Source organism: Janthinobacterium sp. 35 (genome assembly GCF_002754575.1).
GTDB lineage: Bacteria > Pseudomonadota > Gammaproteobacteria > Burkholderiales > Burkholderiaceae_D > Janthinobacterium > Janthinobacterium tructae.
Genome location: NZ_PEFN01000001.1, coordinates 499,541 through 518,829, shown reverse-complemented (window position 1 = coordinate 518,829; position 19,289 = coordinate 499,541). Strand labels below are relative to the sequence as shown.

General features: G+C 61.9%; 16 protein-coding genes and 4 tRNA genes. 9 read left to right on the top strand and 11 right to left on the bottom strand.

What is annotated here, in order from left to right:
- Nucleotides 1-10 precede the first annotated feature (10 nt).
- Nucleotides 11-739, top strand: a complete 729-nt coding sequence (locus CLU93_RS02355) for a LytR/AlgR family response regulator transcription factor (RefSeq protein ID WP_099759840.1) — start codon at nucleotides 11-13, stop codon at nucleotides 737-739.
- Here the strand turns inward: CLU93_RS02355 and CLU93_RS02350 are convergent.
- The 3 genes from CLU93_RS02350 to CLU93_RS02340 all read right to left on the bottom strand — a co-directional run bounded on the left by CLU93_RS02350 (nucleotide 736) and on the right by CLU93_RS02340 (nucleotide 5,445).
- Nucleotides 736-2,997 (bottom strand): ATP-dependent DNA helicase, encoded by a 2,262-nt coding sequence (locus CLU93_RS02350; RefSeq protein WP_099759839.1) that lies wholly within the window; start codon nucleotides 2,995-2,997, stop codon nucleotides 736-738. The genes CLU93_RS02355 and CLU93_RS02350 overlap by 4 nt on opposite strands.
- Nucleotides 2,994-4,646, bottom strand: coding sequence for a VRR-NUC domain-containing protein (locus tag CLU93_RS02345; RefSeq protein WP_099759838.1), 1,653 nt, complete (start codon nucleotides 4,644-4,646; stop codon nucleotides 2,994-2,996). The genes CLU93_RS02350 and CLU93_RS02345 overlap by 4 nt, the downstream gene beginning before the upstream one ends.
- Nucleotides 4,647-4,740: 94 nt before the next feature.
- Nucleotides 4,741-5,445 (bottom strand): SMI1/KNR4 family protein, encoded by a 705-nt coding sequence (locus CLU93_RS02340; protein WP_099764196.1) that lies wholly within the window; start codon nucleotides 5,443-5,445, stop codon nucleotides 4,741-4,743.
- Nucleotides 5,446-5,609: 164 nt separating this feature from the next.
- Between CLU93_RS02340 and CLU93_RS02335 the strand changes: the two genes are divergently transcribed.
- A complete protein-coding gene (locus CLU93_RS02335) occupies nucleotides 5,610-6,839 on the top strand; it encodes an MFS transporter (RefSeq protein WP_099759837.1) in 1,230 nt (409 codons plus the stop codon).
- A gap of 202 nt (nucleotides 6,840-7,041) precedes the next feature.
- Here CLU93_RS02335 and phaP read toward each other — a convergent pair whose 3' ends face one another.
- The 4 genes from phaP to CLU93_RS02315 all read right to left on the bottom strand — a co-directional run bounded on the left by phaP (nucleotide 7,042) and on the right by CLU93_RS02315 (nucleotide 10,772).
- Nucleotides 7,042-7,641: a TIGR01841 family phasin gene (gene phaP / locus CLU93_RS02330; RefSeq protein WP_071078191.1), complete on the bottom strand. Its 600-nt coding sequence runs from the start codon at nucleotides 7,639-7,641 to the stop codon at nucleotides 7,042-7,044.
- A 107-nt stretch (nucleotides 7,642-7,748) separates the two neighbouring features.
- Nucleotides 7,749-7,943 carry a hypothetical protein gene (locus CLU93_RS02325; RefSeq protein WP_071078190.1) on the bottom strand — a complete coding sequence of 65 codons (195 nt, stop codon included), beginning with the start codon at nucleotides 7,941-7,943 and terminating at the stop codon, nucleotides 7,749-7,751.
- 47 nt (nucleotides 7,944-7,990) lie between these two features.
- The gene (locus tag CLU93_RS02320; protein ID WP_099759836.1) at nucleotides 7,991-10,243 is read right to left on the bottom strand and encodes an ATP-binding protein; all 2,253 of its coding nucleotides are present in this window, start codon (nucleotides 10,241-10,243) and stop codon (nucleotides 7,991-7,993) included.
- A 103-nt stretch (nucleotides 10,244-10,346) separates the two neighbouring features.
- Nucleotides 10,347-10,772: a winged helix-turn-helix transcriptional regulator gene (locus CLU93_RS02315; protein WP_099759835.1), complete on the bottom strand. Its 426-nt coding sequence runs from the start codon at nucleotides 10,770-10,772 to the stop codon at nucleotides 10,347-10,349.
- A 116-nt stretch (nucleotides 10,773-10,888) separates the two neighbouring features.
- On the opposite strand from CLU93_RS02315, the gene CLU93_RS02310 reads away from it, so the two are divergent.
- A complete protein-coding gene (locus CLU93_RS02310) occupies nucleotides 10,889-11,740 on the top strand; it encodes an SDR family oxidoreductase (RefSeq protein ID WP_099759834.1) in 852 nt (283 codons plus the stop codon).
- Between the two features lie 97 nt (nucleotides 11,741-11,837).
- Here the strand turns inward: CLU93_RS02310 and CLU93_RS02305 are convergent.
- From CLU93_RS02305 to CLU93_RS02290, 4 genes are all read right to left on the bottom strand, one after another.
- Nucleotides 11,838-11,922, bottom strand: a tRNA-Leu gene (locus CLU93_RS02305).
- Nucleotides 11,923-11,996: 74 nt separating this feature from the next.
- A tRNA-Leu gene (locus CLU93_RS02300) sits at nucleotides 11,997-12,081 on the bottom strand.
- Nucleotides 12,082-12,150: 69 nt separating this feature from the next.
- A tRNA-Leu gene (locus tag CLU93_RS02295) sits at nucleotides 12,151-12,235 on the bottom strand.
- Between the two features lie 301 nt (nucleotides 12,236-12,536).
- Nucleotides 12,537-12,621: transfer RNA gene (locus CLU93_RS02290), tRNA-Leu, on the bottom strand.
- Nucleotides 12,622-13,008: 387 nt separating this feature from the next.
- Here CLU93_RS02290 and rnr point away from each other — a divergent pair.
- The 6 genes from rnr (at nucleotide 13,009) to udk (ending at nucleotide 19,241) form a co-directional block, all read left to right on the top strand.
- Nucleotides 13,009-15,573, top strand: a complete 2,565-nt coding sequence (gene rnr, locus CLU93_RS02285; RefSeq protein WP_099759833.1) for a ribonuclease R — start codon at nucleotides 13,009-13,011, stop codon at nucleotides 15,571-15,573.
- A 15-nt stretch (nucleotides 15,574-15,588) separates the two neighbouring features.
- Nucleotides 15,589-16,335, top strand: a complete 747-nt coding sequence (gene rlmB, locus CLU93_RS02280; protein ID WP_099759832.1) for a 23S rRNA (guanosine(2251)-2'-O)-methyltransferase RlmB — start codon at nucleotides 15,589-15,591, stop codon at nucleotides 16,333-16,335.
- A gap of 216 nt (nucleotides 16,336-16,551) precedes the next feature.
- Nucleotides 16,552-17,301 carry a serine O-acetyltransferase gene (cysE, locus tag CLU93_RS02275; RefSeq protein WP_099759831.1) on the top strand — a complete coding sequence of 250 codons (750 nt, stop codon included), beginning with the start codon at nucleotides 16,552-16,554 and terminating at the stop codon, nucleotides 17,299-17,301.
- 10 nt (nucleotides 17,302-17,311) lie between these two features.
- Nucleotides 17,312-18,022, top strand: a complete 711-nt coding sequence (locus tag CLU93_RS02270) for a YceH family protein (protein ID WP_099759830.1) — start codon at nucleotides 17,312-17,314, stop codon at nucleotides 18,020-18,022.
- A 14-nt stretch (nucleotides 18,023-18,036) separates the two neighbouring features.
- The gene (locus tag CLU93_RS02265) at nucleotides 18,037-18,540 is read left to right on the top strand and encodes a DUF2199 domain-containing protein (protein WP_099759829.1); all 504 of its coding nucleotides are present in this window, start codon (nucleotides 18,037-18,039) and stop codon (nucleotides 18,538-18,540) included.
- A gap of 59 nt (nucleotides 18,541-18,599) precedes the next feature.
- On the top strand, nucleotides 18,600-19,241 hold the full coding sequence (gene udk, locus CLU93_RS02260; RefSeq protein WP_099764195.1) for a uridine kinase: 642 nt from the start codon (nucleotides 18,600-18,602) through the stop codon (nucleotides 19,239-19,241).
- Nucleotides 19,242-19,289: the final 48 nt, after the last annotated feature.

The following is a 19,289-nucleotide window of genomic DNA, read 5'->3' as shown; positions in this document are numbered from 1 at the left end:
GCAGGCAAGAATGCGGGTGGCCATCGTCGACGATGAATTGCTGGCGCGCAGCGTGTTGCGCGAATACCTGGCGCGCCATGATGATATCGACATCGTGGCCGAATGCGCCAACGGTTTTGACGCCGTCAAGGCCATCGCGGAACTGGAGCCGGAACTGGTCTTCCTCGACATCCAGATGCCGCGCCTGGACGGCTTTGAAGTGGCCGAACTGATCGGCGCGAAGACAAAGCTGATCTTTGTCACCGCCTACGACCAGTATGCCCTGAAGGCGTTCGAATGCCATGCCCTCGACTACCTGTTGAAACCATTCAGCGAACAGCGCTTCGAGCAGGCGCTGGCCCATGCGCGCGCCAGCCGCGGCACGCCCGAGGCTGTGCAAACGCTGGCGCGCGAGGCGGCCACGCGCGCCGCACCACTGGACCGCGTGCTGATACGCGATGGCGCCAAGGTCCACGTGATCGCCAGCGCGCGCATCGACTACATCGAGGCGCAGGACGATTACATCAGCATCCGTTCCGAGGGCAAATCTTACCTGAAAAGCCAGCGACTGTCGGAGCTGGAGACCCAGCTCGATCCCGCCAAGTTCCTGCGCGTGCACAGGTCGTATCTGCTCAATATCGATGGCATCCGCCGCATCGAGGCGGCTACCAAAGACAGCCACGTGGCCATCTTGCGCGATGACACGCGGATCCCCGTGAGCAAGGCGGGCTACCAGAAGCTCAAATTACTGGTTGGCTAGCTGGCCAGCTGCACATCCCACCACGTCGGCAAGAGCTGGCGGATTTCCGGCCGTGAAAAACGGTCGTCGATCAGATACACGACGCCCTTGTCCGACTGCGTGCGGATGACCCTGCCTGCCGCCTGCACCACTTTTTGCATGCCCGGATATAAATAGGTGTAGTCGTAGCCGGCGCCGAAGATGTCGCCCATGCGCTGGCGGATCTGCTCGTTGACGGGATTGATCTGCGGCAAACCGAGGGTGGCGATGAAGGCGCCGATCAGGCGCGCGCCGGGCAAGTCGATGCCTTCGCCAAACGCGCCACCGAGCACGGCAAAGCCGATGCCGCGCGTGTCCAGGCCGAAACGGCCCAGAAATTGCGCGCGGGCAGCGTCATCCATGCGGCGCGGCTGCTGCCAGAGGGGCACGTCCGGGTAATGCTGGGCAAACAGCGTGGCCGTCTTTTCCATGTAATCAAAGCTGCTGAAGAAAGCCAGATAATTGCCCGGCGTTTCTGCGTACTGGCGCGCCATCAGCTGGGCGATGGGCAGCAAGGACGCGGCGCGGTGCTGGTAGCGCGTGGAAATGCTGTCGGCTACGCGCACGGATAATTGCTCCGCCTGGAACGGCGATTCCACGTCGACCCAGGCCGTGTCGGCCGGCATGCCCAGGGTGTCGCTGTAGTAATTCCACGGACTCAGGGTGGCGGAAAACAGGGCCGTGCTGTGGCTGGCCGCGAAGCGTTCCTTGAGAAACGGGGCAGGGACGATATTGCGGATGCACACAGTGCTACCCGTGTCAGTCTTGCTGACGTCGAACAGCGAATGCGCGCCAAAGCTCTCTGCCAGGCGGTTGATCAGCAGCACGTCGAAATAAAAGCGCTGCAAGTGTTCGTCGAGCGCCGCCGCATGCTCGGCCGCGTAATCGCCGATGGACGTGGCCACCCCTTGCAGGGCGCCAAAGAATTTCTCGGGCAAGGCGGGATGCACGTGATAGTCGCCATCCTGTTCTTTTAATAAAGCCGTCCACTGGCGCGAGAGGCGGTCCAGCGGCTTTTTCAGCCCTTCGGGCGCAAACTTGCGCAGCAGCTTCAGATTGATCTGTTCCAGCTCGGCGGAATACATGCTGCGCGCGCGCGACACCATATTGTGCGCCTCGTCGACCAGCACGTTGACTTTCCAGTCGTGGGCCAGGGTCATGCCGTACAGCATGGCGCTGAGGTCGAAGTAATAATTGTAGTCGCCGATGACGACGTCGCTCCAGCGCGCCAATTCCATGCCCAGATAATAGGGGCAAATACCTTGCTGCAAGGCGATGGCGCGCACGGCTTCCTTGTCCAAAATTAAACCGCTGGTTAGCGCCACCTCGCGCGCCAGCGGCAAGCGGTCGTAAAAACCCTTGGCCAGCGGGCATGATTCGCCGTGACAGGTTTTGTCAGGATGTTCGCAGGCGCTGCTCTTGGCGCTCAGTTCCAGCACGCGCAGCGGCAGTAGCGGGGCGCTATCCTTGAGGATGGCGCAGGCGTCGAGCGCCATTTGCCGCCCCGGCACCTTGGCGGCCAGGAAAAACAGTTTATCGAGGCCATGCGCGGCTGTCGCTTTCAACATGGGAAACAGGCTGCCCACCGTCTTGCCGATGCCCGTGGGCGCCTGCGCCAGCAAGCCGCAGCCACGGCTGCTGGCCTTGTACATGGCTTCTGCCAGCTGGCGCTGGCCCGGACGAAAGTCCGCATGGGGAAAGGCCATGCTGGTGAGCTGCGCGTCGCGGCTGGCGCGGTGCGCCATTTCCTGCTCGGCCCAGTCGAGGAAGAGGGCGCAATGCTGCTCGAAGAACAGACGCAGCGCCTCGGCCGTGCATTCCTCGTGCATCACGGTTTCTTTCTGGCTCACGATGTCGAAGTACACAAGCGCCACGCGCAGCATGGGCAGGTTCAGTTGCCGGCACAGCAAATGGCCATAGATGCGCGCCTGCGCCCAGTGCAGCTGGCGGTGGTTGGCTGGCATGGCGGCCAGGTCGCCCCGGTAGGTCTTGATTTCTTCCAGCTGGCGCCGCGCCGGATCGTAGCCATCGGCGCGGCCGCGTACATGCAGGGGACCAAAGTCGCCAGACAGGCTGATTTCGCGCTGGTAATTGTCGTCGCGCCGGCTCGTGACGGTGGCGTGGCCGGCCATGCCTTCCTGCGCCGTGGGGGACGGCGTGAAGCGCAAGTCCAGGTCGCCCACCTTGGCCGTGAATTCGCACAGGGCGCGCACGGCGATGGTGTAAGTGTTGCGGCTCATGCTGCCGCCTGCCACTGCAGGTAGCACACACTGACGGGCATGGCGTGCTCGGCGCAATACGCGATCCAGCGCAGCTGGTTGTCTTGCAGGCGGTCGCCCGGGCCCTTGACTTCGATCATGCGGTAGCGCTGCTCGGCCGGCCAGAACTGGATCAGGTCGGGAAAGCCGCTGCGGTTGCTTTTGATGTCGAGCAAGATGCGCTCGAACGCCTTCTTCAGGTGGGTGGCCGGGATGCAGGCCAGCGCCAGGTCCAGCAAGCCATCGTCCAGCACCTCCCAGCTGACGAAGGGCGAGACGATGCCATGCTTGGCGGCAAGCGTGGCGCGTATCGTCGCGTGATATGTGCCGTCGTCCAGCTGGGCCAGGCAGGCGGCGAAGTCCAGGCTGCGGCGCTGGTGAAAATCGGCGCTGTGCAAGTCGGCCGGGCCACGGTGAAACGGGTGGAAAAAGGCGCCGGGCATGGCTTTGAAGATGGCTGGCCAGCACAGCAGGCCGAACAGCGAGTTGATCAGGGTGTTTTCCACGTAATACACGGGCGCGTCGTCCTGCATCAAATGCTGCTGCACCACCCCTTCCACGTAGCACGCTTCGCCTGTATACGGCAGCAGCAGGTCGATGCGCTCGACGCTGGCCGCCGCGCTGGGCGCCTGTTTCGCATGGCCCAGCTTGCGCCGCAAACGGGGTGCCATGCGCAGCAGCAATTGATGTTCCGCTTCGCTTTCCGGCGCGGCCAGGGCGATCATCAGGCGTTCGTAGGCCGCTTGCGGCTGCTCATCTTTTTCCAGCACGCGGATGGCGCGCCCCCGCGCGCCCGGATAGCGGCAATCGGCGTAGGCGCGGTAAGCGGCGGGCCAGTCCTGGCATTTCTCCAGGTGCTGGGCGATCTGGAAGCGCAGCTTGTCGCGCCGGCTGGCCAGCCAGGTATTGTCCTCGGACAAGGGCAACGCGGCCAGTTCCTGCAGCACATCGTCTGCCGGCGCGCTGTCGTTGTAGCGTTCGCGGCACTGGTGCAGCACTTCATAGTGCTCGATATCCTGGCGCGTGCGAAAACCGCGCGATTGCGGCGAGAATTCCACCTTTTCGTATTGGTACACACCGAGGTCGGACAGCACGAATTCCGACCAGTCCTGGTGATAGTTGCCAAAGTAAATCAGGCGCAGGCGGTCGCACAGCGCTTGCAGGCCGATGCGGTACAGCACGTCGCCGGAGGCCGGATGCCATGCGGAAAACGGTTTATTGTCCGCATGCTGCTCGCGCAAGGCTTCCAGTTGCTCGGCCTTGCGCGCCGCCTTCAGGGGCGCGGCGAGGTGGAACGCCTGGGCGATTTCCCCTTTCAGCAGTTGCTCGAACAGCGCATCGAGCGAGATGGCGGGATCGGCTTCGACCCAGCCCGTATCGAGCAAGGGCAGGGCGGCGGCGCGCGTGTCGCCGATTTCCGGGTAATTGAGCTTGCTGGCGCGAAACAGACAGCCCTTGCGCATGACGAGACGCACGAACAGCGCGCGCGACGGCTGCGGCAATGCGCCGAATGCGGCGATGAATTGCGTTTCCTCAAGACTCAGCAGATCGGCGTAACGCGCGCTGATCCAGTTCAGCACGTCCTGGAAATTGTCCAGATAGTACAGGGGATTTTCCAGGACTCTCAGCATGGGGATGGTAATAGGGCAAGTGGCAAGGCGATGGTTTTTACTGTGTTTATATACAGTTTAAACCTTCCGCCGCCTCTTGCCCAGCGAATTATGTTCAGCCAGCCGTGCTGTAGGCGAAACAGCTGTCGAACTTTTCGTAGGGAATCAGGTCGGCGCGCAGGCCGGCCAGTTCTATATCGGTCAGCAAGCCCCGATGCGCCTCTTTTCTTCCTTTGGGCAGATTGATCTCGTAATCGACGATGTCCCTTGCCAGCAAAGTCTGCAACACTTCAGCTTGCCGCGCCGTCAGGTAGCGCGCATGCGTGCCCAGGGTTTTTGTCAGTTGCTCCCTGAATTCCTCATCGCTGACGTCGTTGTAGGTATCCTGGTCCGCCATGCTGTTCAACAACATGTGAAACACGAAGTCGTGCAGGTTTTTCGCCAGGTACTGGGCTTCATTCTGGTCATGCCACAGCAGCACGATCGGTATCTCGCCGTCCTGCTCGCTGGAAGCGAAAAAACAGTAATGGTCGCCCGCGCCCGTTTGCGCGAACGGGATGAACTGCAAGGCGGGGTCGATCTGCCGATAATCGTCCGCGTCGCGCAAGGTGTCCGCTGCTTCGGCAACGGCCTCGATATTGAGCAATTCGAAATCATCGGCATGCAGCAGCAGGGTGGGTTTATCTTTTAATGTGGGATAGACCAGCTTGTACCAGTCGGGGCCATATTCGCCCACGGCCAGCATGCCGTCGCGCTCCAGCTGGCGGTACAGCGAAGGGTAAGTAAAGCCGTGTTGCTGTTCCATTTCTGACAGTGTCATGTTTGCCCTGTTAATCGTGAAATCGTGATTCATGTTGGCATGATAGCCGAGGCGGTGTCTGGCACGCTTCACGGCGGTAATGATGGGCATCATTCATAAACATTTAAGTTTGCTGGTGTGGCATGGTCACGTATGCTTGCCAGATTGAAATCCGCCAAACCCGCATGAAAAACATCATCCTGATTTCCGCCGCCTGTCTGCTGGCGCTGCTGTCGACCATCGGCGCCTCGCTGCCCTATCCGATCCTGCCGCCGCTGTTCGCCGCCGAGGCGCCGAATGCCTTCAACAATTTCCTCGGCTTGCCCTCCAAATTGCTGTTCGGCCTGGCGCTGACCATCAACCCGCTGGGCTTGCTGATCGGCTCGGCCTTGCTGGGGCCGCTGTCGGACCGCTATGGCCGCCGTCCCTTGCTGATGCGCACGGCCGTGGGCGCCGCCATCGGCCATGCGATTACGGCCTGGGCGCTGGTGATCCAGTCCTATCCGCTGTTTATTGTCGCCCGTTTCATCACGGGTTTGCTGGAGGGAAACGGTGCGGTAGCGCGCGCCATGCTGGCCGACCAGCTGACGGGACCGCTGCGCCTGCGCGCCATGTCGTGGTTGAATGGCGCGTTTTATCTGGGCTGGCTGGTGGGCCCGATCCTGGCGGGCGCGACCCTGCATTGGGGCGTGACGGTGCCGTTCTGGATCGCTGCCGCCGCCCTGATGCTCGTCGCCGTGCTGGTGGCCGTGGGCTTGCCGCGCGAAACGCCCTCGCTCTTGACGACGTCGTGGTGGCAAGTGGCGCGCGACCGCCATTCGCTGAACTTGCTGCGCCATGAGGAACTGCGCACCCTGTTCATCGTGCAACTGGCGTTCACTTGCGGCGTGGCCAGTTTTTATGAGTTCTATCCGCTGTGGCTGGTCGAGACGGCCGCTTACCATGCACAGGAGATTGCCTGGGTGAATGTGGGTTTGTGCGGCACGATGACCATCACGTCCTTGCTGGCAGGCGGGCCCAGCCGCCACGCGCCCTTGCTGCGCGCCAGCTGGTATGCCTGCGGCGTGGCGCTGGCCGTCGGGATCCTGGCGCTGGGCAATATCTGGGTGGGCATCGCCGCCATCGTGCTGTTCGGCATACCGAATGCGCTGTACAACACGGTGATCCAGGGCTGGTGCGCCGAGCGCTTCAGCGCGCACGGGCAGGGTGCCGTGATGGGCTTGCTGGCCACCACCTTTTGCATCGCCAACATCATCGTCGCCCTGAGCGGCTCCGTGCTGACCTTGATCGACACGCGCCTGATCCTCGTTGCGGGCGCCGTGTCCGCCGCCTGGGCTGCGTGGCGCATGGTGGCCTGGCGCCGGCAGCTGGACGGCGCCGTGGGCGCGAAGGCATGCGAGGATTTCTGCAGCTAGGAGTTGGCTATCTTTCGGTGGGTGTTGGCGGGCTGCGAATATCTGCTGGAGGGGGCGGTGCGGGTACTGGATCGTGCCGGTGGATTCGTTGTAGGTCGGGTAGGTCGGATTAGCGCGCAAGCGCGTAATCCGACATCACCGTTAGCGCCAACAATGCGTCGGATTACGCGCGGCGTTGCCGCGCTAATCCGACCTACATCGCTTACTTTTTAGCCGCCTTCGGCTTGGCCGCCGGCGCCGCCTTTTCAGCCGCAGCTTGCGCGCCCGCCGTGGCTTGCGCCACTTGCGCGCTGGCCTTGGCAATTTGATCTTCCACGGTTTTCACGGCTTGCTTGGTGGCCTTGGTGACTTGCTCGTAGCCGAGGAAGGCATTGTCGATGGCAGCCTTGACGATGGCCACGGCGTTTTCCGAGCCTGGCGGCACGTTTTTCGTGACGTCGTAGATCAGGGCGCTCAAATTGCTTTTCGCTTCGGCCACATGGGCTTCGGCGGCCGTGGTGAATTCCGTGTGGATTTCCTTGATGATGTCGTCGAGTTGCTGTTTATACGCTTTCGCGCCGGCCACGCCCGGTTGCAGCTGGGCGGCGGCGGCGGCCATGGCGGCCTTCGGATCCTTGGCCTGGCTGATTTCCTTGCCGGCGGCAAGGCCATCCTCGATGCCGGACTTGGCGGTGGCCATGTTCAGCGCCAGCACCTGTTCCACGCCTTGCACGGCCTTGGAGGTGAGGGTGTTGAAGGTCATCAGCTGGAATTCAAACAGGGCCTTGGTGGCCGATGCGAATTGTTCGGGATTCGTAAACATGTGGTCTCCTCGGTTTGAATAGATACGTTCTTATCGTTCCATACTCTTTCGACGCCGCAATGCCATCGCTTGCTCTCAAGCCGGTGCCCCGTGTGGTCATGTCCCCATTATTTAACAAGCGCCGGTTTTTCGCAACGGCTATCTTTGTAGGGGCCAGAGGCCAGTTCCCAGCCAAATCCCAAGGTCGATTGGGCGCATGACAGGGTGCCGTCGACCTTGCTGCGCCACTGGTACCAGGGCGCCGGTCCGGCCATTGCGCAGGCGCAAGCGGCCAGCAGGGCCGTGGCGATCAGGTATTTCATGGGTGCTCCGAAAGAAAAGCCTGCGGGCATTGTAGCGTGCCTGCCATTCAGGGGGCGGGCGATTGCGGCGCGGCGGCGGGCAGCTGCAGGGTGAAGGTGGTGCCGCTGCCGGCGCCGGTGCTGCTGATGGCGTCGATATGGCCGCCCAGCACGCCCGTGACGATGTTGTGTGCCACATGCAGGCCCAGGCCCGACCCACCGGAACCGAGCTTGGTCGTGAAGAAGGGGTCATAGACATGCACCAGGTCGTCGGCGGCGATGCCCACGCCCGTATCGCTGATGGACAGGTTGATCGTCTGCCCGTCGTCGCTGCTGGACGCGGCGATGGCGATATTGCCACCGCTGCGGCCCTCGAAGGCATGGCGCAGGCAGTTTTCCAGCAGGTTGCTCAGCACCTGGCCCAGCGGACCGGGGTAGCTGTCCATGGCCAGACCGTCCGGCACGTCTTGCGTCAGGCTCAGGCCGGCAGCCTTGAGGGGCGTGGACATGGGCAGCATCAGTTCGGCGACGAACTGGCGCAGCAGGAAATGGCGGCGCTGCGAGCTGGCGCGGTCGACGGCGATCTGCTTGAAGCTCGAGACCAGGTCGGCGGCGCGCTGCAGGTTGCGCAGCATGATGGCGTCCGCCTCGCTGGCCTGGGTCAGGTAGGCGCCCAGTTCGGAGCGGCGCAAGCCATCGAGGAAGCTGGCCTGGATTTCGCGCGTGCGCTCGGCCATGGTGGTGGCCACCACCAGGCCGTTGCCGATCGGCGTATTGAGTTCATGCGCGATGCCGGCCACCAGCGCACCGAGCGCGGCCAGCTTGTCGCGGCGCACCAGTTCTGCTTGCGTGATGGACAGGTTTTCCAGTGCCGCGGCCAGTTCCAGGTTGGTTTGCTCCGAATGCTCCTTGGCCTGCGTCAGGGCCGCCGTGCGTACGGCCACCAGCTCTTCCAGGTGGGCGCGGTGGCGCTGCAGCTCGCGTTCGTGGCGCATGCGGCCAATCGCGATGCCGGCCAGGTCGGTTGCCGTGTCGATCAGTTCCAGGTCGCGCGCACCGGGCTGGTGCACTTCGCGGTAGTACATGGCGAAAGAGCCGAGCACGCTGCCATCCTGGCCGAAGATGGGGCGCGACCAGCAGGCGCGCAAGCCGAACGGTGCGGCCAGCTCGCAGTAGGGGGCCCACAGCGGATCGTGCATGATGTCGCTGACCACTACCGGTTCGCGCAGGAACATGGCCGTACCGCAGGAACCCACGCCGGGGCCGATGGCCATGCCTTCGAGCAGGGCCATGTACTCGGGCGGCAGGCTGGGGCCGGCCGCGCTGTGCATGTGGATGCCGTCATCGTCGAGCAGCATGATGGAACAGAGCACGCCGCGCGACTGGCCTTCGATCAAAAGCAGCAGCTGGTTCAGGGTGGGGATCAGGGGCGCGCCCTTGGCGACCATTTCCAGCAAGGCGCTCTGGCCCGCGCGCATCGCGTCGGCGAGGTTGCGTTCGGTCAAGTCGATGATGCGCGCATGCACCAGCTGGCGGCCCGGCACGGACAAGCGCATCAGCCGGATTTCGCAGGCGATCGGGTGGTTGTCGCGGTGGCAGCAGCTGGCGCGGAAGACGACGATCTTGCCTTGCAAGGTATCGCGGATCTTTTCTTCCAGCAATTGCGGCGAGGCGCGGCCATCGCTCTGATGTTTGGGGAACAGCGGCTCCATGCCGCCTTGCAGCAGCTTGGCCAGCGGCATGTCGAACAGTTCTTCGGCCAGGTGGTTGGCGTCGATCAGCAGGCGGTTGTCGATATCGAACAGCAGCACGGCATCGGGCGAGCCGGCCAGGATGGAGTGGTAATTGACTTCCAGCGTTTGCGGATGCAGGGGGCGCGGCGGTGTGGCAAGGGTGGCGGAAGGGCGGGCGGCGGACGCCTCGGCCTTGTGCAGCGCCAGTTCCATGAGGATTTTTTCCGCCACATCGCGCGCATTGAAGGGCATCTTGATGTAGTCGGAAGCACCGGCGCCCACGCTGCGCCCCTGTTCTTCGGCGCTGGGGGTTGCTGACATCAGCAGCAGGGGCACGCCATGGCGTCCGCCCGCATTGCGCAGGCGCATGCAGGTGGCGCCGATATTCGTGCCGGCCAGGGCCGCGTCGAGCAGGATCAGGTCCGTGCCGCCAGCGGCCAGTTCCACACCTTCGTCGATATCGCCCGCCAGTCCCGTGCCCAGATTATGCCGGTCCAGCACATACAGCAGTTCGCGCACATCGTTCGGCGAATTGCTGACCAGTAGCACGTTGGCCCGGTCGGCGATGGAAGAAATCAACTGATTCATGATGTCGCGTCCTTACGCGTATTGTGAGGCTAGTATTACATCAAGGCAAGGAGGAGTAAACGATAATTCTTGATGGTCAAAAGCAATGCGTTTGCGCGCCGTGTTACGCTGCGTTTTGTGCGTACGGCAGCGCGAGTTCGGCGCGCGCCTGTTCGATGCGCGGGTAATTATCTTCGATCCAGTCGACCAGCACGGCCAGGCGTTCGGCCGCTTCGCGTCCCAGCGGCGTGAGGCTGTATTCCACCTTGGGCGGTATCACCAGATAGGCCTGGCGCAGCACGAAGCCGTCGCCCGCCAGCGCTTCCAGGGTCTGCGCCAGCATTTTTTCGCTGACCCCGCCCACTTCGCGGCGCAGTTCGCTGAAGCGCCGCGTGCCGCTCAGCAACAATACCAGTACCAGCACGGCCCAGCGGCTGGTCAGGTGGCTGAGCACGGCGCGCGACGGGCAGGCGGCTGCCAGCAGATGCGCTCCCTGGTTTTGCCGGGCGAGGGCGGCGCGCAGGCTGGCGCCGGGGGTGTCTGTGGACATGATAGTTGGCCTTACAATTGTCGTTTTAATTCATACTTACCAAAAGGTACGTACTTACAATAAGTAAGTAATACTCCTATTATAGGGTTTTACCACCCACGTACCAAGGAGAAATCATGATTGTCATCACCGGCGCCACAGGCAAGCTGGGCCAGCACGTCATCGCCAGCCTGCTCACATCCGTTCCCGCAGCCAGCATCATCGCCGCCGTGCGCAATCCGGCCAAGGCCGCCAACCTGCTGGCACTGGGCGTGCAAGTGCGCCAGGCTGACTACAGCGATGGCGCCAGTCTCGACGCGGCGTTCAAAGGTGCAACGAAGATTTTGCTGATTTCGTCGAGCGAAGTGGGCCAGCGTGCGCAGCAGCACCAGAACGTCATCGATGCGGCCAGGCGGGCCGGCGTGGCCCTGCTGGCCTACACCAGCGTGTTGCGCGCCGACACGTCGCCGCTGGGCCTCGCTGCCGAGCACGTTATTACGGAAGCGGCGATTCGCGCGTCCGGCCTGGCGTACACTTTCCTGCGCAACGGCTGGTACCTGGAAAACCATACGGAACACCTGGCGCCCGTGCTCGAGCATGGTGTGGTGCTGGGCGCGGCGCAAAACGGGCGTTTTTCGTCCGCCGCGCGTCTTGACTACGCAGCCGCCGCTGCCGCCGTCCTGACGGCCGACAAACCGCAAGCCATCTATGAACTCGCTGGCGACCAGAGCTTTACCCTGGCCGAATATGCGGCCGAAGTGGCGCGCCAGTCGGGCAAGGCGATTGTGTATAACGATTTGCCGCAGGTTGACTTCAAGGCGGCGCTGGTGGGCGTGGGCGTGCCGGAAGGCTTTGCCGATCTGCTGGCCGATTCCGATGCGGGCGCGGCCAGGGGTGGCCTGGAAGACCATGGCAAGCAATTGAGCGCGCTGATTGGCCGTCCGACGACGCGCCTGCTTGACGCCGTGAAGGCGGCGCTGGCCAAGTAAGGGGAGGGTGCCGCGGGTCGGGAAGACTGCGCGGCATTCTGGAATGAAAAAAGCCGCAAACTCGTGAAAGTTTGCGGCTTTTTTGCGAATTAGGTAATGGTGCCCACGAAGGGACTCGAACCCCTACACCCGAAGGCACATGGACCTGAACCATGCGCGTCTACCAATTCCGCCACGTGGGCACTGATGCTGCTACTACTTGCTACTGTATCTCACTACTGTACTGCGGACTACAACGAAAACAGCTCGTTGCTGGTGGTGCCCACGAAGGGACTCGAACCCCTACACCCGAAGGCACATGGACCTGAACCATGCGCGTCTACCAATTCCGCCACGTGGGCATTGTGCTGCTTGTTACTACTATCTTGCTACTGTACTGCGGATCACAACAATCAACAACTTGTTGCTGGTGGTGCCCACGAAGGGACTCGAACCCCTACACCCGAAGGCACATGGACCTGAACCATGCGCGTCTACCAATTCCGCCACGTGGGCATTGTTACTGCTTGCTGCTTGTCGCTGCGTGTTCTGCAGCGAGGACAAAATCATAAGGGCTGGCGCGCATTCGGTCAATCAACATTTTGCACTTTTCTTCAAGAAACATGTTTTTTCGCCTGAAAACGGCTGCTGCCTATGAAAAAAGCTCAAATTTGCCTCTTTTTTCAGCGTTTTCTTGCAGGTTTCTGTCTGCGGCCATGTCTGGCGACTTGCTTGGGGGGGGCGAGGGCTTTTCGCTGCGGAAATGAAAAAAGCCGCAAACTCGTGAAAGTTTGCGGCCTTTTTGCGAATTAGGTAATGGTGCCCACGAAGGGACTCGAACCCCTACACCCGAAGGCACATGGACCTGAACCATGCGCGTCTACCAATTCCGCCACGTGGGCACTGATGCTGCTGTATTACTTGTTGCAAAATAACTTAGCAACAATTCTGCTATTATAGCGACTTGAAGAGTTTTGCGCCAGATGAGCTTTCGCTCCATACTGCACATCAACCCTGTACCGCTTTCCTGCAACTGCATTCCCGTGAGGGTTTGTCGCTGCAAGAGACCAGGATTATAGAGCAATATTTGCCGAAGTCAAATGCATTGCGCAGCTTTTCTCCTTTTTTTCATCGGCGGGCGTCTTGTACTGTTTCCGACACGCTGTCCGTTAGGCAAACCAAGGCGTCCTCCGGTACACTACCGCACATCACCGTGTCAATATTGACGGTGATGTCATCGGTCTTTGTCTTCCGTTTGATCACTGTCAATAACAACTATAGAAATACTTTTGAGCCAAAATACCCACACCATCCCCAGCCGGGAGGACATTCTCGGCATATTCCGCAGCGTCAACGCGCCTCTTGACCCGCAGTCTCTCGGGAAAACGCTGCAAGTGCATGCCGATTCCATGGATGTCCTGGTCCGTCGCCTGAAGGCGATGGAGCGCGACGGCCAGCTCAAGTCTGACGCCAGCGGTGTTTTCAGCCTGGCCGACCAGAGCGCGCTTGTCGCCGGTCGCGTCACCAGCCACCGCGATGGCTTCGGCTTTGTCATTCCCGACGACGCCAGCGCCGACCTGTTCCTGCCTGAGAAAGAAATGCAGAAAGTACTGCATGGCGACAAGGTCATGGCCCGCATCGTCGGCACCGACCGCCGCGGCCGCCCGGAAGGCACGATCGTCGAAGTCACTTACCGCGCCAATAGCCACGTGATCGGCCGTCTGATCCAGGAAAACGGCACCTGGGTCGTGGCGCCGGAAGACCAGCGCATCGGTCAGGACATTTTAGTCACCGGTTCGGTGGGCAAGGCGAAAGCCGGCCAGATCGTCAGCGTCGAGCTGACCGAGCAACCGATGCGCTTCAAGCAGCCGGTCGGCAAGATCGTCGAAGTGCTGGGCGCCCTGGATGACCCAGGCATGGAAATTGAAATTGCCGTGCGCAAATTCAATGTGCCGCACATTTTCTCCGCCGCCGCCCTGAAACAGGCAGAAAAACTGCCGTTCGAAGTGCGCGACGCCGACCTGAAAGAGCGTGTCGACTTGCGCGACGTGCCACTTGTCACCATCGACGGCGAAGACGCGCGCGATTTCGACGATGCCGTGTATTGCGAACCCGTCAAGATCGGCCGCGCCAACTGCTTCCGCCTGATCGTGGCGATTGCCGACGTCAGCCATTACGTGAAGCCGAATGACGCGCTCGATATCGATGCGCTTGAGCGCAGCACGTCCGTGTATTTCCCGCGCCGCGTGATTCCGATGCTGCCGGAAAAACTCTCGAATGGCTTGTGCTCGCTGAACCCGGCAGTCGACCGTCTGACCCTCGTCTGCGACGCCGTCGTCAGCGACAAGGGCGAACTGAAGGCGTACCAGTTCTACCCGGCCGTGATTCACTCTGCCGCGCGCCTCACGTATGACGAAGTCGCTGCCGTGCTGGGCAACACCAAAGGACCCGAAGCGGCACGCCGCGCGGACATCCTGCCGCACCTGCAAAACCTGGATGCCGTCTACCGCGCCTTGCTGAAAGCCCGCACGGAGCGGGGCGCCATCGATTTCGAGACGACGGAAACGTATATCGTCTGCAATAGCGCGGGCAAGATCGAAAAGATCATTCCCCGCACGCGTAACGAAGCGCACAAGATCATCGAAGAGTGCATGCTGGCGGCCAACGTTTGCGCGGCCGACTTGTTGCTGCGCAATAAGCATCCAGGCACTTACCGCATTCACGCCAGCCCGACCAAGGAAAAGCTCACGCAAGTGCGCACCTTCCTCAAGCAGGTTGGCCTGAACCTGACGGGCGGCGACACGCCATCGGCCTCGGATTACCAGACCCTGATGCAGCAGATCAAGCTGCGTCCCGACGCGGCCCTGCTGCAAACGATGTTGCTGCGTTCGATGCAGCAAGCCGTCTACAGCCCCGACAATATCGGTCACTTCGGCCTGGCATACGAGGCGTATGCCCACTTCACCAGCCCGATCCGCCGCTATCCCGACCTGCTGACGCACCGTGCCATCAAGGCTATTTTGCAAGGCAAGAAGTACGAGCCGAAGCTGTCCGATAACGTCGTGTTGAACACCAACGTGTCGAACGCCACGCGCAAGCAGCAAGCCAAGGACAAGGCCGACGGCAAGCCGAAGAAGACCGATCTGACGATCTGGGACGCGCTGGGCGTGCATTGCTCGGCCAACGAGCGCCGCGCCGACGAAGCGTCGCGCGACGTGGAAGCCTGGCTGAAGTGCTACTTCATGCAGGACAAACTGGGCGAGGAATTCACCGGCACCATCACCGGCGTGACCACCTTCGGCGTGTTCGTGCAACTTGACACCTTGTTTGTCGAAGGCCTGGTGCACGTCACCGAGCTGGGCACCGATTACTTCCAGTACGACGATGCGCGCCATGAATTGCGCGGCGAACGCACGGGCAAGCGTTATCAATTGACCGACCGTCTGACGGTGCAAGTGGCAAGAGTCGACCTGGAAACGCGCAAGATCGACCTGCGCCTGGTGACCGATGCGGAACTGGCGGGCGAAGAAGCGCCAGCCAAGCCGAACGGCGGCGGCAAGCGCAAGGGCGAAAAGAAATCGATGCTCAAGCCTGGTCCTGCGACAGAGCAGCGCCATGAGATCAAAGCCAGCGTCAACAACGGTGGCAAACCCGGCAATGGTTCCGGCGGCCGTTCCAACGGCGCCAAGGCGCAAGCCAAGCCTGCAGCCAAGGCCGTCCTGAAGGAAGCCCCCAAGGCGGCAGCCCCCAAGGCCGCCGCGACCAAGCGCAGCAAGAAACCTGCTGCGGCACCTGCCGCAGCGGCACCACGTGCAGCAAAAACTGTATCAAAAACAAGCAAAAGCAAGCGTTAAAAGAAGCGATAACACATGAAGAATAAAATGATTTTCGGCTTCCACGCCGTCACCTCGCGCCTGCGTCATGAAGCGTCGTCCGTGGAAGAAATTTTCGTCGATGCCAGCCGCGTCGATGGCCGCATGAAAGACATGATCGCCGCCGCCAAGGCTGCCAACGTGCGCGTCATGCCCGTCGATTCGTCGCGTCTGGACAAGATCGTCGGCACGCGCCGCCACCAGGGCGTGATCGCCTTTGCGTCGCAGCTGTCGCTGGCGCGCAATCTCGATGAGCTGCTGGACGCCATCGACGGCCCGCCGCTGCTGTTGATACTCGACGGCATTACCGACCCGCACAACCTGGGCGCCTGTCTGCGCGTGGCCGACGGCGTCGGCGCACATGCCGTCATCGTGCCGAAGGACCGCGCCGTGGGTTTGAATACCACGGCTGCCAAGGTCGCCAGCGGTGCCGCCGAAACCGTCCCGTACATCACCGTGACGAATCTGGCGCGCACCATGCGTGAATTGAAAGAGCGTGGCATCTGGCTGATCGGCACCACCGACGATGGCGAAAAAGGCTTGTATGAAGCCGATTTCACTGGCCCGACGGCCCTCGTCATGGGTTCCGAAGGCGAAGGCATGCGCCGTTTGACGCGCGACACCTGCGACATCCTCGTCAGCATCCCGATGTTCGGCTCCGTCGAGAGTCTGAACGTGTCGGTCGCCTCCGGCGTGTGCCTCTACGAAGCCCGCCGCCAGCGCATCGCGCTGGAGCCGAAATAAGAGTACAAGTCCTCGGCGTGCCATTTGCTTGATCTATTTTTACCCCAAAAGCAAATCCTGGGGTCGTACCCTCAGGGTACGACCCCGGCACTTTCGCCGTTGGGTTGAGTGCATTTGATCAGCCGCCGCCCTTGAGGCGGCGGTTGTTTATCTGCCTCTCCGGCAGCACGCCGCCGAATACGCTACCATTTGCGTTCCACCTTATCCATTGTCATTATGTTCCACCACCTGCGCGAAGATATCAACAGCATCATTGAACGTGACCCCGCCGCCCGCAATGGCTGGGAGGTGCTGACCTGTTATCCGGGTTTGCACGCCATCGTCATGCATGGCTGGGCGCACTGGTGCTGGAAGCGGCACATGAAGTGGGTGGGGCGCTTCATTTCCTATATCGCCCGCATCATCACGGGCATCGAGATCCATCCGGGCGCCGTCATCGGCCGGCGCGTCTTCATCGACCATGGCTTCGGCGTGGTGATCGGCGAGACGGCCGTCGTCGGTGACGACTGCACCATCTACCAGGGCGTCACTTTGGGCGGCACCTCGCTGCACAGCGGAAGCAAACGCCATCCGACCCTGGAGCGCGGCGTCATCGTCGGTGCCGGCGCCCAGGTGCTGGGCAGTTTCACCGTGGGCGAGTACGCCAAGGTGGGCTCGAACGCCGTGCTGTTGAAACCCGTGCCGTCCGGCGCCACGGCCGTCGGCAACCCCGCGCACATCGTGCAAAAGGATGTCAGCGCCTTGCGCGAGGGCAGCACGGCGCATTTGTTCGCCGCGTATGGCGTCACGCCGAACGGCGACGATCCGCTGTCGAAAGCCCTGCAGGGCCTGATCACGCATGCCGTGGCGCAGGAGCAGCGCATCGAAACCATCGTCGCCACCCTGAAGGCGGCGGGCATCTGCTGCCAGGCTGTGCCTGAGTGTGATAAATTTGATTCTGAGCAAATGAACAAGCTGGTTGATTAAGGATACAGGCATGACTACAGACGTAAACATAGCTGAAAACGCAGCAGAAAAGAGCAGCGACAATCCGAATCTGCTCGACCCCTTCGAGATCCGCGTGCTGGCCGTGCTGGCCGAAAAGGAAGCGCTGACGCCGGACAGCTATCCGCTCTCGCTGAATGCCCTGACGAACGGCTGCAACCAGCTGTCGAGCCGCGACCCCGTCATGGCCCTGTCCGAGGAAACCGTGTACGACGTGCTGCAGCGTTTGATGCAGCGCAAATTCGTCAACGGCATCACGCAGGCCGGTGCCAGGGTCGCCAAGTATGAACACCGCATGCGCATCAAGTGGTCGCTGGAACAGGATAAGCTGGCCATCCTGACGATCCTGATGCTGCGCGGCTTGCAGACGGCGGGCGAGATCCGCAGCCGCAGCGGCCGCGTGCATGAATTCAAGTCCGTGGCGGAAGTGGAATCCGGCTTGCAGTTCCTGATCGACAAATACCCGCCGCTGGTGGCCAAGCTGGCGGTCGCTCCCGGCGCCAAGGAGCCGCGCTACGGCCATTTGCTGGGCGGCGAAGAAGCGCTGGCGCAGATCGAGACGGCGGCCGGTTTCGCCGGCGCCGTCAGCGCGCCGCAGCAGGGCAGCAGGGTGGCCCAGCTGGAACAGGAAGTGCTGCAATTGCGCAGCGACTTCGATGGCCTGGCGGCGCAATTCGAAGCGTTCCGCAAGCAGTTCGAGTAAAGCGGCATCGGCGCGTGACGTTTTCCTTCCTGTGCCGCTCCTGCGGCGAAACCCACACGGGCATGCCCAGCTTCGGCGCCGATGCGCCGTGGCTGTATGAGCAGATGGCGCCCGCAGAGCGCGAAGCGCGCTGCCAGCTCGACAGCGACGCCTGCATCGTCGATGAAGCGCACTGTTTCGTGCGCGCCACCATCGACATCCCCGTGCATGGCTCGGATGAGCCGTTCAGCTGGGGCGTGTGGGTGTCACTGAGCGGCGAGAGCTTCGACTCCTGGGATGCCTGCTTCAATGACGCGCAGCGGGCGCACATCGGCCCCTTCTTCGGCTGGCTGAGCACGCAGCTGCCCGTGTACCCGGATACCCTGAACCTGAAAACCCGCGTCCACCTGCGCGACGATGGCGTGCGCCCATCCATCGAGCTGGAGCCGACGGAGCATCCGCTGGCCATCGAACAGCGCGACGGCATCACGGCAGAGCGGGTGGCCGAGCTGTATGCGCGGCTGGTGCATGGCGCGTGACAGGCCCGGCTTTGCAGCCGCTCCCTGTCGGTCCGCTCATGTTTCCGGTATCATTCGGCATGAATACTATTTCCTTCCAACCGTTTGTTATTGGTGTCGCTGGCGGCAGCGGCAGTGGCAAGTCCACCGTATCCCAACAAGTGCTGGCGTCGTTTGGCGCCGACATGGTCTCCGTCGTGATGCAGGACGATTACTACTGCGACCAGACGCACCTCACCCCTGAAGTGCGGCGCCAGCAGAATTACGACCATCCGCAGGCGTTCGAATGGTCTTTGCTGGTGCAGCATATCCAGGCCTTGCGCAATGGTGTAGCCATCGAGATGCCCGAGTACGACTTCACGCTGCACAACCGCTCCAGCCGGACCATTCGCGTCAAACCGGCGCCGGTGATCGTCATCGAAGGCCTGTTTGCCTTGTATGACGAAGACTTGCGCAACATGATGTCGCTGAAGATCTTTGTCGATACGGCCTCCGACGTGCGCTTCATCCGCCGCATGCAACGCGATATCACGGAACGCGGCCGCTCGGTGGAAAGCGTCATCGAGCAGTATCTGGAAACCGTGCGCCCGATGCACAAGCAATTCATCGAACCGACCAAGCGCAATGCCGATGTCATTTTGCCGCATGGTGCGAATGGCCCCGCCGTCGACATGATCACCGCCAAGGTGGCCAGCGTGATCGGCCAGCTGACGCGGGCCTGATTCCAGCCGGCCAGCTGCGCGTATGCCGGGCTGGCATACGCGCAGGGC